The sequence below is a fragment of the Paenibacillus sp. D9 genome (genome assembly GCF_001188365.1).
GTDB lineage: Bacteria > Bacillota > Bacilli > Paenibacillales > Paenibacillaceae > Paenibacillus_O > Paenibacillus_O humicus.
Genome location: NZ_JZEJ01000001.1, coordinates 4,075,074 through 4,090,095 on the forward strand (window position 1 = coordinate 4,075,074; position 15,022 = coordinate 4,090,095).

At 60.9% G+C, this 15,022-nt stretch carries 11 protein-coding genes; all 11 read left to right on the top strand.

Features of this window, described 5'->3' with window-relative positions:
* Positions 1 to 55 precede the first annotated feature (55 nt).
* The 11 genes from VE23_RS18345 to gntK all read left to right on the top strand — a co-directional run bounded on the left by VE23_RS18345 (position 56) and on the right by gntK (position 14,996).
* A complete protein-coding gene (locus tag VE23_RS18345; RefSeq protein ID WP_083436209.1) occupies positions 56 to 526 on the top strand; it encodes a DinB family protein in 471 nt (156 codons plus the stop codon).
* 17 nt (positions 527 to 543) lie between these two features.
* Positions 544 to 1,896, top strand: a complete 1,353-nt coding sequence (locus tag VE23_RS18350; protein WP_048744400.1) for an LLM class flavin-dependent oxidoreductase — start codon at positions 544 to 546, stop codon at positions 1,894 to 1,896.
* Positions 1,897 to 2,266: 370 nt separating this feature from the next.
* The gene (locus VE23_RS18355) at positions 2,267 to 2,830 is read left to right on the top strand and encodes an ECF-type riboflavin transporter substrate-binding protein (protein WP_021881213.1); all 564 of its coding nucleotides are present in this window, start codon (positions 2,267 to 2,269) and stop codon (positions 2,828 to 2,830) included.
* Between the two features lie 145 nt (positions 2,831 to 2,975).
* Positions 2,976 to 4,694, top strand: coding sequence for an ABC transporter ATP-binding protein (locus tag VE23_RS18360; protein ID WP_049868742.1), 1,719 nt, complete (start codon positions 2,976 to 2,978; stop codon positions 4,692 to 4,694).
* The gene (locus VE23_RS18365; protein WP_049868743.1) at positions 4,691 to 5,521 is read left to right on the top strand and encodes an energy-coupling factor transporter transmembrane component T family protein; all 831 of its coding nucleotides are present in this window, start codon (positions 4,691 to 4,693) and stop codon (positions 5,519 to 5,521) included. The genes VE23_RS18360 and VE23_RS18365 overlap by 4 nt, the downstream gene beginning before the upstream one ends.
* 221 nt (positions 5,522 to 5,742) lie before the next feature.
* Positions 5,743 to 6,069: a DMT family transporter gene (locus VE23_RS18370; RefSeq protein ID WP_048744404.1), complete on the top strand. Its 327-nt coding sequence runs from the start codon at positions 5,743 to 5,745 to the stop codon at positions 6,067 to 6,069.
* 1,052 nt (positions 6,070 to 7,121) lie between these two features.
* Entirely contained in the window at positions 7,122 to 8,426 is a 1,305-nt protein-coding gene (locus VE23_RS18375) for an ABC transporter substrate-binding protein (RefSeq protein ID WP_049868744.1), read from the top strand.
* A complete protein-coding gene (locus tag VE23_RS18380; protein ID WP_232316991.1) occupies positions 8,383 to 10,212 on the top strand; it encodes a sensor histidine kinase in 1,830 nt (609 codons plus the stop codon). The genes VE23_RS18375 and VE23_RS18380 overlap by 44 nt, the downstream gene beginning before the upstream one ends.
* Positions 10,187 to 11,830, top strand: a complete 1,644-nt coding sequence (locus VE23_RS18385; RefSeq protein ID WP_049868745.1) for a response regulator transcription factor — start codon at positions 10,187 to 10,189, stop codon at positions 11,828 to 11,830. The genes VE23_RS18380 and VE23_RS18385 overlap by 26 nt, the downstream gene beginning before the upstream one ends.
* Before the next feature lie 21 nt (positions 11,831 to 11,851).
* Entirely contained in the window at positions 11,852 to 13,210 is a 1,359-nt protein-coding gene (locus tag VE23_RS18390; RefSeq protein WP_048746359.1) for a GntP family permease, read from the top strand.
* Between the two features lie 262 nt (positions 13,211 to 13,472).
* Positions 13,473 to 14,996 carry a gluconokinase gene (gene gntK / locus VE23_RS18395; protein ID WP_049869795.1) on the top strand — a complete coding sequence of 508 codons (1,524 nt, stop codon included), beginning with the start codon at positions 13,473 to 13,475 and terminating at the stop codon, positions 14,994 to 14,996.
* The last annotated feature ends 26 nt before the right edge of the window (positions 14,997 to 15,022 follow it).

Sequence of the window (15,022 nt, forward strand, 5' to 3'; positions counted from 1 at the left end):
GGCTGCGAGCAGAAGGAACCAACCATGAATGTTCAGAGGAGGAATCGTCTTGAGCGTGAGTCAAATCGATCTGCAGGCATTCCTGCAGACGCATGAGCAGCTGCAGCGAGCTATCGAGGGATTGAGCGAAGAGCAGCTTCAGATCCGTGAAGCTCCGGGCAAATGGAGCATAACCGAGGTGTTGGCGCATTTGGCGGATCACAGCATTGTCGTCTCCTTCCGAATCCGCGACATCCTTGCGGATACCGAAGCAAGGCTGCCGGCCTTCGATCAGGACCGCTGGGTATCGGGGCAGAAGTCCAATCAAGGCCGGGCGGAAGACATCCTGGCTGTCTTCAAATCGCTGCTGCAGTTCAACAGCCTGCTGCTGAGCCGCTTGGACGAAGCGGGCCTCGCCAAGACAGGCGTTAATTTCAAGGGAGAGACGGTTCGGATTCCGGATATCGTCCGGGGATTCGTCCGCCATGTGCAGGGCCATCTGGGCCAGATCGAGCGAATCAAGCAGACGGCTCAGTCCGTTCACTGACAAGGAGGGGTATAGAGATGGCCAAACGAAGGCAATTAAGGCTGGGAGCGATGCTTCACGGCGTCGGCAGCAGCACTTCCCTGTGGCGGCATCCCGACATCAAGCCGGATGCGAGCACCAATTTTCCGCTGTACAAGGAATGGACCCGCAAGGCGGAGGAAGGGAAGTTCGACCTGGTGTTCGTGGCGGACGGCCTTTACATCAATGAAAAGTCGATACCGCATTTCCTCGACCGCTTCGAGCCGATTACGATTCTGAGCGCACTGGCAGCGGTGAGCACCCATATTGGGCTCGTCGGCACTCTGTCCACCTCGTACAGCGAGCCGTTCACGGTAGCGAGGCAGTTCGCCTCCATCGACAAGATCAGCGACGGCCGTGCGGGCTGGAACATTGTCACCTCTCCTTTGGAGGGCTCGGCTTCCAACTTCAGCAAGAAGGAGCATCCCGATCACGACAAGAGATACCGCATCGCGACGGAGTATCTGCAAGTGACGCGCGGCTTGTGGGATTCCTGGGAGGACGACGCCTTCGTGCGCGACAAGGAGTCGGGCGTTTTCTTCGATCCGGACAAAATGCATGCCTTGAACCACGAGGGCGAGTTCTTCTCCGTCAAAGGTCCGCTCAACATCTCGCGCTCCCGTCAAGGGCATCCCGTCATCTTCCAGGCCGGAGCGTCCGAGGTGGGGCGCGATTATGCGGCCAAGGAAGCCGACGCCATCTTCGCCGGACATGAAACGCTGGAGGAGGCAGCTTCCTTCTATGCGGACATCAAGCGCCGTGCGGCCGCCTTCGGCCGCAATCCCGACGACGTGCTCATTTTTCCGGGTATCGGACCAATCATCGGGAAAACGGAGGAGGAGGCCGAGCGCAAATACCGGGAGACGGCGGCGCTTGTCTCGACCGAGAACGCGCTGCTCTATCTGGGCCGCTTCTTCGAGCATCACGACTTCTCGCAGTACGATCCCGATGCGCCGTTCCCCGAGCTGGGGGATCTCGGCAAGAACAGCTTCCAGAGCACGACCGACCGCATCAAGAAGACGGCCCGGGAGCAGGGACTGACGCTGCGCGAGGCCGCTCTGCAGGTGGCGACGCCTCGTCCTCTCTTCATCGGAACGGCCGAGCAGGTGGCGGACCGGGTGCAGGAATGGTTCGAGGGCGGCGGAGCGGATGGCTTCATGATCGGCAGCGGCGTCCCGAACGCGCTGGAGGACTTCATCGACGAGGTCGTGCCGATCTTGCAGGCCCGCGGCTTGTTCCGCATCGAGTACGAAGCGGATACGCTGCGGGGCAATCTGGGCCTGCCGGTGCCTGCGAACCGTTATGCGGCGCGGAGGACAGGGCAGGAGAAGGAGACGGTGCAGAAAGGCTGAGGCGGGGTAGGCTTCTTCAATGGAAAGCGGAGAGATCATGCGAGTCGGTGAAGGAAGACTTTCTTTCCCGATTCGACGGATTGGAGCGGGGGTTTTCCCCGTCTGGAGGCGTCATGCGGCTTGCACAGCGTTTGGCTCCTCTATTTTTTTGCAGGGAAGCGTTGTCCGGCTGGCGGGAAAGATCCCCATGGACAGACTGGGCTCATCATGGTAAAAAAAGAGAGCGTGATTGGTTTGGTCGCTGGACGTCCCTGAGGATGAATGAATTTTCGCAGAACGCGGCTAAAATAAGAATTGTAAATTCCGAGTATTCCGATATATAATCTTCCTAACATCGAGCTGACAAGCTCTTAATTAGGGGGAGAAAAGCATGGCTTTTTCCAAACGAAATCCGATCGAGACGGTCGTAGCGATCGGAATCGGCTCCGCGCTGTTCACCATTCTGGGCCGATTCGGATCGATTCCGACCTGGATTCCGGACACCAACGTGGAGACGACCTATGCGCTGCTCGCGCTGTTCGCCGTCCTGTACGGACCGCTGGCGGGGGTGCTGATCGGCTTCATCGGACACACGCTCAAGGATCTTACCTACGGCACGCCATGGTTCAGCTGGATCATCGCATCCGCTGCCGTGGGCCTCATCATCGGCCTGGCTTCAGGCAAGGTTAGAGCGGTAATTGACGACGGGGACTTCAGCTTCAAGACGATCATTCGCTTCAATCTCTATCAGATCGCAGCCAATGCCGTCGCCTGGTTCGTGATTGCACCGTCGCTGGACATCCTCATCTACGCCGAGCCGGCGAACAAGGTATACACGCAAGGACTGGTAGCCGGGGCATCCAATATGGTGACGGTAGCCATCCTCGGCACTCTCCTTCTGGCCGCCTACGGCAGAACCCGCGTCAAGAAAGGCAGCCTGACCCGGGAAGCGTAATTCGCGGCGCTGGACCGCGGTTGTGGAACGCATGCTTTCCATATTTGCTCCATGGGATTTTCCAGCATGCTCCGAAGCCGGCGCCAAGCAGCCGGCTTTTCTTCATATACAGGGCCGAGGCTCTAGCAGAAAGAGGTCGATCAACATGGGAGACAACCGCAGGCCGGCGGCCGAATTCAAAGGATTCTCGTTTCAATACCGCGCCCAGAGCGAGCCGACCTTGCACGATATCGATCTGGTTATCCATGAAGGCGAAAAGGTGCTCATCGTCGGTCCTTCCGGGTCAGGCAAAAGCACGCTCGCACACTGCATCAACGGGCTTGTCCCCCATTTCCACGCCGGAGAAATGGAAGGGGAGGCTCTCATTGGCGGGGAGAATCTGGCCGGGCTGGATATTTTCGCGCTGTCGCGCAAGGTCGGCACGGTCCTGCAGGATCCCGACGGGCAGTTTGTCAGCATGACCGTGGCCGAGGACATCGCGTTCTCTCTGGAGAACGACGGCATGCCGCAAGCCGAGATGAAGGTGAAGGTAGCGGCTGCTGCCCGCAGCGTAGGCATGGAAGGACATCTGGAGTCATCTCCGCAGTCGCTGTCCGGCGGACAGAAGCAGCGCACCTCGATGGCCGGCGTTCTCGTCGGGGAGGCGGGCATCCTGCTCTTCGACGAGCCGCTGGCCAGCCTCGATCCCGAAGCGGGAAGGCTCGCGGTGGAAATGATCGACGATATCCACCGGCAGACGGGCTGCACCGTCATCATCGTCGAGCATCGCTTGGAGGAAGTTCTGCATCGCAGCGTGGACCGGATCATCGTCATGGGAGAAGGACGGATTGTCGCGGATCTTAGCCCGGAGGAGCTGCTCAGCTCCTCGACGCTGCGCGAGCTGGGGCTGCGCGAGCCGCTTTACCTGACGGCGCTGAGATACGCTGGATGCCCTATCGGTCCGGAGCTGAAGCCGGCCAGCATCGAGACCGTCTCGCTGGAGAGCGGAGGAGCGGATCAGCTGCGCGCGTGGCACGAGGCGGCGGAGGCCGCGCAGCCTCTCTTGGCGCGGGAGCCGGTGCTGGAGCTGGAAGGCATCTCCTATGCCTACGATGCCGGCAAGGAGGTGCTGTCCGGCCTGTCGCTCTCGATCGGAGAGGGCGAGCTGGTCGGCATCGTCGGCCGCAACGGAGCCGGCAAGTCGACCCTTTCGAGGCTGATCTGCGGTTTCGGACGTCCGACCGCGGGACGGATTCTTTATCGGGGCCGGGATATCGCAGGGGATACGATCAAGGAGCGCTCGGAGCGGATCGGCTACGTGATGCAGAACCCCAACCATATGATCTCCAAGCATCTCATCTATGACGAAGTCGCGCTTGGCCTGCAGCTGCGAGGGGCCGGCGAAGAGGAGATCCGCGAACGTGTGCTGGAGACATTGAAGATCTGCGGCTTGCATCCCTTCCGCAGCTGGCCGATCTCGGCGCTCAGCTACGGGCAGAAGAAGCGGGTCACGATCGCGTCCATCCTCGTCCTGGATCCGGAGGTCATCATCCTGGACGAGCCGACGGCGGGGCAGGACTTCCGCCATTACAACGAGATGATGGAATTCCTGCTGGAGCTGAACCGCCGGGGCAAAAGCATCGTCGTCATCACGCATGACATGCATCTGCTGCTGGAGTATGCGGAGCGGACGCTGGTCATCGGCGAGGGCCGTGTGCTCGCCGACGCGCTGCCGGCGGATGTGCTGACGGATGCCGCTCTCGTGGAGGAGGCGAGTCTCCGGGAGACTTCGCTCCAGCGGCTGGCAGCACGCGCAGGCATCGGGGATCCGAGAGAATTCGTGCGGCGCTTCATCGTCCGCGACAGGGAGGCGAGACGCTCATGAAAGCCAGGATGATCGCTTACCGCCATCAGGATTCGCCGATCCACCGTCTTGGCGGGGCCGCCAAGCTGGCGTTCTTCGCCATCTGGTCGGTGACGGCGATGATGACGTACGACACGAGGGCGCTGGGGTTCATGCTCGCGATTGCGGTCGCCGCCTTTGCCGTGTCCAAGGTCAAGTTCGCCGACTACGGCTTCGTGCTCTATCTGATCCTGTTTTTCTTCCTGCTGAACCATATCGCCATCTTCCTGTTCTCACCGCTGGAGGGCGTCAAGATCTACGGCACCCGCCACGACCTGCTGCATCTGGCCGGACGGTACTGGGTCACGGAGGAGCAGCTGTTCTACCAGTTCAATATCGCCCTCAAATATATGACCGTGATTCCGATGGCGCTGCTGTTCATCCTGACGACCCACCCCGGCGAGTTCGCCTCCAGCCTGAACCGGATCGGCATCAGCTACCGCATCGCCTATTCCGTCAGCATCGCCCTTCGTTACATTCCGGACATCCAGCGGGATTTCCAGAACATCTCGCACTCGGCGCAGGCTCGCGGCATCGATATTTCCCGCAAGGAGAAGCTGCTCAAGAGGCTGAAAAACGTCGTCGGCATCCTCATGCCGCTGATTCTGACGAGCGTGCAGCGGATCGAGACCGTGAGCGCCGCGATGGAGCTGAGGGGCTTCGGGCGGGGGCGCGGCCGCACCTGGTACAATGCCCGTCCCTTCCGGACGGGCGATTACGCGGCTGTGGCGCTGGTCGTCGCCATCGCTGCCGTAACGGCCTGGCTGACCTTCCGCGACGGCTCGCGGTTCTACAATCCGTTTCGCTAACAGGAACCCCGGCCCGGGAGGCCGGGGTTTTGGCGTTTGTAGTTGAGCGGGGTTTTGGGGTTTTTGTAGTTGAGCACGCCTTTTTCGAGGGGACATTGGCCCTGCGGTTTGAGAAGAAAGGACGCGAGGTCGAGGGGCGAGGCTCGGGAGAGGATGATATACTGGAACGGATTGGTCATTCGGCCCGTGTTCACTTGGGCCTTTCGGGGAAGGTGTTCGGCATGAAGGGGTACTTGTTTCTGGCTGCGGCCATCGTCAGCGAAATCTTCGGGACGTCCATGCTCAAGGCATCCAGCGGCTTCAGCAGACTGTGGCCGAGCCTCGGCACGGTGGCCGGATTCGGCATCGCGTTCTACTGCTTGTCGCTCGCTCTGCAGCATATTCCGCTCGGGATCGCATACGCGATCTGGTCCGGCGTCGGGACCGTCATCACGGCCGCCATCGGCATCATCGTGTTCAAGGAAACGGCGAGCATGACGACCGCGATCGGCATCGCGCTCATCGTCGCCGGCGTTGTCGTGCTGAATTTGAAGGGCGCTGCACACTGAGGTTATTGGCGATGCCGAGGTTCCGGATATGAATGCGAGTCATGGTTCCGGTAGATAGAATTGGGAAAGGACGAAGGCTCCGCAGTTGCACATAAAGGATTTGAAACCGACAGGGTCCGCAGTTGCATGCAGAGGATTTGAAACGGACGGGGTCCGCAGTTGCACGCAGGAGTTGAAACCGACAGGGTCCGCAGTTGCACACGGAGGATTTGAACGGACGGGGTCTGCAGTTGCACGCAGAGGAGTCGAAAAGGACGAAGGCTCCATAAACTGACCGAGGTTTCGTGTCAGTCATAAGATCGTATCGGACTAGGATCGAGTCGGCCATGAAATCGTATCGGACATACGATCCGTTATTTTTGGCGAAATCGCCAATCCGAGCACTTATCGGACATAGGATCCGTTATTTGAGGTAAAAAGCCTGTTTTCAGGGGGTAATCATCCAAATAAGGAATCCTATGTCCGTTAAATTTTTTTGAATGGGTAAATTCGTGCAAATAGCGGATCGTATGTCCGATAACTGGCAGCAAGGCATCTAGTCCCCCTTTTTCTGGCGTGTCTTGTATGCCGAATACCTCATATTACTGCTACAACGCCTTAAAGACCCACAAACCCACAAAATCCAAAGGTTTAATAACTATTAAAGTTCCCCAAACCCCAAACCCCAAACCCCAACCCCGACAAACCGGCAAACCCAAAGGTTTCATAACCATTAAAGTTCTACAACCCCTGCAACCCCCTCCAACCCCAAAGCAGCCGCACCCGAGCCAAAATCACCCATAGAGATGCGATATCCATGAAACAATCGGATAACGGCCTCGCAATGGGAAGGACTATACACCAATGTGCACAGGATGCGAAGGGTGCAGCGTCGACCTAAGTCCTGGTGAAAATGCATCTTCGCTATTGAGAGGAGTCTTTCTTTTTCCTGAATCTCCCTTTCCCGCAACAATTGCTTGAGCGGTGGTTATGATATTTAGTATTCGTTATATCCCGGGCTTGCGCGCTGGGGTATCGTTAAGCATGCCGAAGGGCAGCAAGGGGGAAGCAGCATGAAATACGGGCGAAAAGCGGCCCGGACAGGCCTGCTGGCGGCAATGGCGCTGCTCGCCGGCTGCGCGGGACCAGGGTCCGGCGGAGAAGGCGGAGCGGGGCCGGATAAGCCGTTTCAAGGCAAAACCCTCGTGTTCGCGGCGGCAAATCATCCCTGGGCGGATGCGATCAAGCCGCTCCTGCCTGAATTCGAGGCGGAGACGGGCATGAACGTCATCGTCCAAAGTTACTTTGAAGATCAGCTTACTCAGAAGCTTATCCTGCAGCTGACGAGCGGCACGGGCACGCCGGATGTGTTCATGTACCGGCCGCTGCAGGAAGGTCGGATGTTCGACCGCAACGGCTGGCTGGAGCATCTGGACGGCTATGTGAAGCAGGACTTCGCGTACGACTGGAGCGATTTCTCGCCCCAGGCGGTCCGCTCCGCTACGGTGGACGGTCGTCTGGCGGGCATTCCGGTCGTTACGGAGCAGGGCGTGCTTTATTATCGCAAGGATCTGCTCCGGCAGGCCGGAATTCCGGTGCCGAAGACGCTTCAAGAGCTGGCCGAGGCGGCACGGAAGCTCCATGATCCGGCAAGCGGCATCTATGGCTTCGTCTCTCGGGGCCAGCGCTCGCCGCTCGTGACGCAGGTTTCGTCGTTTCTTTATTCCGAAGGAGGAGACTTCACCGAAGGCGGCAAGGCCGCCATCAATTCGCCCGAGGCGATCCGGGCGTTCAAGCTGTACGGAGGGCTGCTCCGGGATTACGGCCCCCCGGATGTCATCAATATGTCCTGGCCGCAGGCGATCGCGTTTTTCGCAGAAGGCAAAGCGGCCTTTTATACGGATGCGACATCCATCTACCACAGCGTGACGGACCCCGGACGCTCCAAGGTAGCGGACAAGGTCGGCTTCGCGCCGTTCCCCGCGGGCTCGGGAGGCTCCCGAACCTACAGCATCACCTCGTGGGGCATGGCGATGAACCCCCGGACCGCCGACAAGGACGCGGCGTGGGCGTTCATCCGCTGGGCGACCAGCAAGGAGAACGTCCTGGCCGCTCAGGCGCTGGGCAATACCGGCGCCCGGAAGTCCGTATGGAGCCTGCCGGAAGGCACGGCGGCGTTTCCGCCGGAGCTGGCGGCTGTGATTCGCGGCTACGGAGATACCGGCATCGACCATGACCGTCCGGTGGCGGTCCATGTAGCCGAAGCGAGGGAGGCGGTAGGGGAAATCGTGCAGCGGGTGATGACGGGCTACCCGGACATCAAGGAGAAGGCGGATGAGCAGAATGCGGTTCTTCAATCGATTCTGGATCGCAAATAACCGCAGCGCCGGCCGGCGCCGGGTGTCCCTGTTCACCAAGGTAGTCGCCGTGCTGGCGCTGCTGCTGATTCCGGTCCTGCTGCTGTACAGCTATTCCAACCGTCAGGCGGAAAAGGTCGTGGAGGAGCAGCTGCGCTCCTCCAACCTCAGCGAGCTCGGCTTCTTCGCGAACCGGATGGACAACGTCATGGAGAGCCTGTCGCTGTTTCCGGTCATCCTCAGCTACGACCCCCATATCCGCGACTATGTCGCCGGCGAGGGGGAGGCGCAGATCAACCCGCTGAATGCGCAATCGCGGATTCGGGAGAAGCTCAGCCTGCAAAGCGCTTCCGGCAGCTGGACGAACGACCTGTCGATCGCTCTGCCGGGGCAGAGCTCGGTGCTGAGCTCGAACATCTACGTCAACGGAGCGGACGCCTGGGGCTGGGACAAGCCCATCCGCAAGGAATGGACGTACGAGGAGGATCTGTCGCGGGGCAACCCGGCGGGAACGTTCCTCCGCGAGACGGCCGAGCCTGCGGACGCCGGACTTGCAGGCGAGGCGGACGCGGTGTTCCAGGTGCGCTTCCCCGCGGAGGCGCTGCGGGATCTGCTGGATCTGTACCGCAAGGACAAGCGCAGCGATCCCTTCCTGTACCGTTCCGGTCAGGAGCTTATTCTGGGCAGCAGCTCGGACCGCGCCATGGCGGAGGCGATCCGGGACGGATTGCTGAGCCGGACGGAGGCGCCCAGAGGCCAGCAGACGATCGAGGTCGGCGGCCAGTCCTATCTGGTCAGCTATGTGAAATCCGCTCAGCTCGGCTGGTATTTGGCCGATTACGTCCCGGTCCAGCGGATTCTCAGTCCCATTACATCCGTCCGCAACTGGTTTTACGGCTCGATCGCGGCGCTCGTGCTGATCGGATTCGTCTCGGCGCTGCTGCTCTACCGCAACGTGCAGATTCCGCTGCAGAAGATGATTCGGGGCGTGCGCCGGATGAGCAGCGGGGACTTCTCCTCGAGGATCGAGTACAAGGCGGGGAGCGAGTTCGACGATTTGATCGGGCATTACAACGAAATGGCGGGCAAAATCCAGGTGCTGGTCGAGGATGTGTATACGGAGCGGCTTCGCTCCCGCGAGGCGACGCTCAAGCAGCTGCAGTCGCAGATCAATCCGCATTTCCTGTACAACTCGCTGTTCTTCATCGCCAACTCGGCGATGATGGAGGACCGGGATGCGGTCATTGCGATGGCGGAAAATCTCGCCGACTACTACCGCTACTCGACCCGCCTGGAAAACCAGCTCGTTCCCGTGCGGGAGGAGCTGGAGCTGGTCCGCAGCTACCTGACGATCCACAACCTGAGAATGGACCGGCTTCAATATGAGATCAACGTGCCGGAAGAGATGCAGGACGTTCTCATCCCGAGGCTGCTGCTGCAGCCGCTCGTGGAGAACTCCATCGTGCACGGCATCGAGCCGCGCCTCGAAGGCGGCTGCATCGTCATCGAAGGCCGGCAGGAAGGCGGCTGGTGCAGCCTGACCGTGAAGGACAACGGCGCCGGCTTGGACGCGGCAGGGCTGGACCGGCTGCGCAGGCAGCTCAGCGAGCCGATGTCGGACGAGATCGGCTGCGGCACCTGGAACGTGCATCAGCGGCTGCGGTACCAGTTCGGCGACCGTTCCGGGCTGCTGCTGGAGGCCGGGCAAGGCGGGGGCTTCCGCGCGGAGCTGAGATGGCGCTGCGGCGGCGGCCCGACCGAGGAAGAAGGAGGCGGAGAAGATGGCGCAGCTGCTCATCGTGGATGACGAGGCTCATGTGGTCGACCGGCTGGCGGCTACCGTCGACTGGCAGGCCGCCGGAGTCGAGCAGGTATTCAAGGCTTACTCCGGCGTGGAGGCTCTGGAGCTGCTGCGGCAGTTCTCCATCGACATCGTCGTATCCGATATCCGGATGCCGGGCATGTCGGGGCTGGAGCTGATCGCGGAGATCCGCGGCAGCTGGCCGAAGACGAAGTGCATCCTGCTGTCGGGCTACTCCGACTTCAACTATGCCAAGGAAGCGATCCGGCATCAGGCGGAGGCGTATCTGCTCAAGCCGGTGAAGGAGGAGGAGCTGACCGCCGCCGTCCGCTCGGCCATCGGCAAGCTCGAGGAGGAATGGGAGGAGGTCATCTCCCAGCAGCGGCTGAGCTACGTGGTGAAGGAAAATCTGCCGCTCATGCGGGCTTCCCTGCTGCTCGATCTGCTGCAGGGGCGGATTCCCGAAGAGGCCGCCCTGCGGGAGAAGATGGGGATGCTGGAGCTCTCGGGCGGAGAGTGGAGCCGCTGCTCGCTCATGGTCGTGCGGCTCGACGAGCTGTTCCTCCAGTACGGGCCGCAAAATCCGGAGTGGAAGGAATACGCGATCGGCAACATGGCCGGAGAGCTGTTCGGCCCGCGCTACGCCATCTGGCCGGCCAAGGATGCCTACGGATATTATGTGTACGCCATGGCTCCGCGCCGGGATTCGCCGCATGGCCATGATGCCGCCTGGTTCGAGCGTACGGCTGCGGATCTGCAGACGGCGGTCTCCTCGTACCTGAAGGCGAAGATTTCCGTCATGGTCTGCAAGGAAGGACGGTTCCCGGAGGAGATTCCCGGCCTGTACGGCCGGCTCGTCGATTCCTTCCGCGGACGCATCGGCGACGAGCGGGAGCTGTTCATGAGGCTCGAGGATACGGGGCTCGATGCCGGCATCAAGCCGCTGGAGAGCCTCTATGAGCCGCCTGCGCTGATTCGCTTGTTCGACGCGGGCAAATGGAGCGAGATGGAGAACAAGCTGCAGCGGGTATTCACCGAGCTGGAATCCGATGGAGCCGGCTCGCAGGAGCTGCTGCTCGAGGTTTATTTCACGCTGGCCGGTGCTTATGCCTACATCGCCCACAAGAACGGCCGCCAGCTGTCGGATCTGCTCGGCGGCGATTACGCGGCGATGACCGAGGCGCCTCCATTCCGCTCGGTGAACCAGCTGAAGGAATGGTCGCTGCGCACGCTGCGGCGCATCCGGGAGGACATGCAGAAGGAAACGAAGGACTCGCGGGCGGATCTGATCCGCTCAATCCAGAGGTATGTCGAGGAGCAGATTACCGGCAGCCTGTCGCTGCAGGCGGTGGCGGACCGGGTCCATCTCCACCCGGTGTATCTCTCCAAGCTGTACAAGCTGGAGACGGGGGAGAACCTGAGCGATTACATGCAGGCGGCCCGCATGGCCAAGGCCGAGGAGCTGCTGAAGGGCAGCTCCGCCAAAATCTATGAAATCGCGGCCAGCCTCGGCTACCAGAGGCCGCATTCCTTCAATTTCGCGTTCAAGAAGCAGTTCGGCATGACGCCGCAGGAATACCGGGACCTGTATGCGGACGTTCAACCCGGCACCCCAACCAAATGACAATCAAGAGGTGATTGTATTATGCTGTTAGTAATCGTTCTTCTCGCCATCGTTGTGCTGCTCCTGCTGATCACGGTCGCGAAAATCAATCCGTTCGTCGCGCTTATCGTCACGGCGATCGGCGTCGGACTGGCGGCGGGCATGCCGCTGCTCTCCGTCAAGGACGGCCCCGTCGGCATCATCGATTCCATCAAGACGGGCATGGGCAACACGCTCGGCCTGCTGGCGATCGTTCTGGCGCTCGGCACGATGCTGGGCAAAATGATGGCCGAATCCGGCGGCGCCGAGCGCATCGCCACAACGCTGATCCGGCTGTTCGGCCAGCGCAACGTCCACTGGGCGATGATGGTCGTCGCTTTCATCGTCGGTATTCCGGTCTTCTTCCAGGTCGGCTTCGTCCTGCTCATCCCGCTCGTGTTCACGATCGCCCGCCAGACAGGCGTGTCGCTCGTGAAGATCGGCGTGCCTCTCGTCGCCGGCCTGTCCGTCGTGCACGGCCTTGTGCCGCCGCATCCGGCAGCCATGACGGCCGTAGGCATCTTCAACGCCGATGTCGGCAAAACGATTCTTTTTTCGCTCCTTGTCGGCCTGCCTACCGCCATTATCGCGGGCCCGCTGTACGGCAACTGGATCGGCAAGCGCATCCATAAGGAAGTGCCGAAGGCGATCGGCGACCAGCTGACGGAGAACGTGGACAACAAGGAGCTTCCCGGCTTCTTCAACACCGTATTCACCATTCTCGTTCCGGTTATCCTGATGCTGGCGGCATCGATCGCAGACGTATCCCTCAAGGACAAGGCGGATTATGCCGGCCTGTACGATTTCTTCAAGTTCGTCGGCGACCCCGTAGTCGCCCTGCTCATCGCCACCGTCTATTCGTTCTTCAGCCTCGGTTTCTTCCGCGGCATGAGCCGCGAGAAGGTGCTGAAGTTCTCCAACGACTGCCTGGCGCCGACAGCGACGATCCTGCTCGTCATCGGAGCGGGCGGCGCGTTCAACCGCGTGCTGCTGGATTCCGGCATCGGCGATTACATCGCGGAGCTGGCGACCTCGTCCCATCTGTCCCCGATTCTCCTCGGCTGGGGCATCGCGGCATTGATCCGCGTCGCGACGGGCTCTGCTACCGTGTCGATGATGACGGCGGCCGGCATCGTGGCTCCGATCGCCGTCGCCATGCCGGGCGTCAGCCCCGAGCTGCTCGTGCTGGCGACGGGAGCGGGATCGCTGATCCTGTCCCATGTCAACGACTCCGGCTTCTGGCTGATCAAGGAATACTTCGGCATGACCGTGAAGGAGACGCTGCAGACATGGACGGCGCTGGAGACGATCATTTCGGTGGCGGCGCTCGGGTTCATTCTTGTGCTGGATCTGTTTATTTAAGAAGTAACGGGGAGAGGCGGACGCCAGCGTTCGCTTTTCCCTTTGCAGGGTGACCGGAAAACGCTGAACATGGATGCTCAGGAGAAACAGTCGCATGCGTACGAAGCGTTTTTCTCCGTAAGCGGCAGCTGCTTGCCATTGAAGACGAGCTTTGCCTTCGCCGAGGGGCAGCAATCCGTCTTCAGCGGCCGTAAGGAGAAATCCATTTCCGCGTTCATGACGGTCATCCATCGGAGGAGGTTGAAAAGTGGGCCAAGCCTATATGATCGGCACCGACATCGGCACGACGAGCACCAAGTCCGTCCTGTTCACGACAGACGGCAAGCTTAAGGCTGTGAATCATATCGAGTATCCGCTTTATTCGCCGACGCCGGCGACCGCGGAGCAGGACCCGGAGGAGATTTTCGCCGCCGTCGTCGGCTCGATCAAGCAGGTCATGCTGGAGAGCGGGGTGGACCCGGCACAGGTGAAATGCGTGTCGTTCAGCTCCGCCATGCACAGCCTGATCGCCGTCGACGGGACGGGAAAGCCGCTCACCCGCTGCATCACCTGGGCGGACAACCGCAGCGCCCGCTGGGCGGACATCATCAAGAGCGAGCATGACGGGCACGAGATTTATCTGCGCACCGGCACGCCGATCCATCCGATGTCGCCGCTGGCGAAGCTGCTATGGCTGAGGAATGAGGAGAGCGGGCTGTTCGGCAAGGCCGACAAGTTCATCTCGATCAAGGAGTTCGTGTTCCACAAGCTGTTCGGGGAGTACGTCGTGGACCATTCCATCGCCTCGGCGACGGGACTGTTCAACATCCATGAGCTGGACTGGGACGCCGGCGCCCTGAAGGTGGCGGGCATCGACCCGTCCAAGCTGTCCCGTCTGGTCCCGACCCGCCATATCATGACGGGATTGGACGAGACGTGGGCGGAGCATATGGGCCTGCCTGCCGCGATTCCGTTCGTCGTCGGAGCCAACGACGGCGTCCTCTCGAACCTCGGCGTCAATGCGATCGAACCCGGCGTCGTCGCCGTGACGATCGGCACGAGCGGGGCGATCCGCACCGTGACCGACAAGCCGCGCGTCGATCCCAAGGGACGGATCTTCTGCTACGTGCTTACGGAAGACATGTATGTCATCGGGGGACCGGTCAACAACGGCGGCATGATTTTCCGCTGGATCCGCGACCAGCTCGGGGCATCCGAGAAGGAGACGGCGCAGCGCATCGGCCGCGATCCGTACGATCTGCTCTCGGATATCGCCGCGCGCGTCAAGCCGGGCTCCGACGGCCTGATCTTCCATCCGTTCCTGTCCGGCGAGCGGGCTCCGCTCTGGGATTCCAATGCCCGCGGCTCCTACTTCGGATTGGGGCTTCACCATAAGAAGGAGCATCTGATCCGTGCCGCGATGGAGGGCGTCATCCTCAATCTGTACACCGTCTTCCTGGCTCTGCAGGAGCTGATCGGAGAGCCGGGCAAAATCCATGCCACCGGCGGCTTCGCCCGCTCGGAGCTGTGGCGGCAGATGATGGCCGACATCTTCAACCAGGAGGTGCATGTGCCGGAGAGCGTCGAGAGCTCCTGCCTCGGAGCGGCGATTCTCGGCTTGTACGCGATCGGGGAAGCCGATTCTCTCGGCGTCGTGTCGGAGATGGTCGGCGGCACTTACCGGCATGAGCCGATTCCAAGGCATACGGAAATCTATCAAGAGCTTACCCGGATCTATATCCGCGTGTCGCGGCTGCTGCAGGACGAGTACAAGAGCATCGCGGATTTTCAGAGCAAATGGGTGTGAACAAAAAGAAAGGCCGCCAGCCGGTA

What these genes read in the sequence shown, in the direction of transcription:
- VE23_RS18380 (WP_232316991.1), top strand. Translation starts at nt 8,383, where the DNA reads ATGAGCAGAATGCGGTTCTTCAATCGATTCTGGATCGCAAATAACCGC.
- VE23_RS18350 (WP_048744400.1), top strand. Translation starts at nt 544, where the DNA reads ATGGCCAAACGAAGGCAATTAAGGCTGGGAGCGATGCTTCACGGCGTC.
- gntK (WP_049869795.1), top strand. Translation starts at nt 13,473, where the DNA reads ATGATCGGCACCGACATCGGCACGACGAGCACCAAGTCCGTCCTGTTC.
- VE23_RS18390 (WP_048746359.1), top strand. Translation starts at nt 11,852, where the DNA reads ATGCTGTTAGTAATCGTTCTTCTCGCCATCGTTGTGCTGCTCCTGCTG.
- VE23_RS18355 (WP_021881213.1), top strand. Translation starts at nt 2,267, where the DNA reads ATGGCTTTTTCCAAACGAAATCCGATCGAGACGGTCGTAGCGATCGGA.
- VE23_RS18365 (WP_049868743.1), top strand. Translation starts at nt 4,691, where the DNA reads ATGAAAGCCAGGATGATCGCTTACCGCCATCAGGATTCGCCGATCCAC.
- VE23_RS18385 (WP_049868745.1), top strand. Translation starts at nt 10,187, where the DNA reads ATGGCGCAGCTGCTCATCGTGGATGACGAGGCTCATGTGGTCGACCGG.
- VE23_RS18370 (WP_048744404.1), top strand. Translation starts at nt 5,743, where the DNA reads ATGAAGGGGTACTTGTTTCTGGCTGCGGCCATCGTCAGCGAAATCTTC.
- VE23_RS18375 (WP_049868744.1), top strand. Translation starts at nt 7,122, where the DNA reads ATGAAATACGGGCGAAAAGCGGCCCGGACAGGCCTGCTGGCGGCAATG.
- VE23_RS18360 (WP_049868742.1), top strand. Translation starts at nt 2,976, where the DNA reads ATGGGAGACAACCGCAGGCCGGCGGCCGAATTCAAAGGATTCTCGTTT.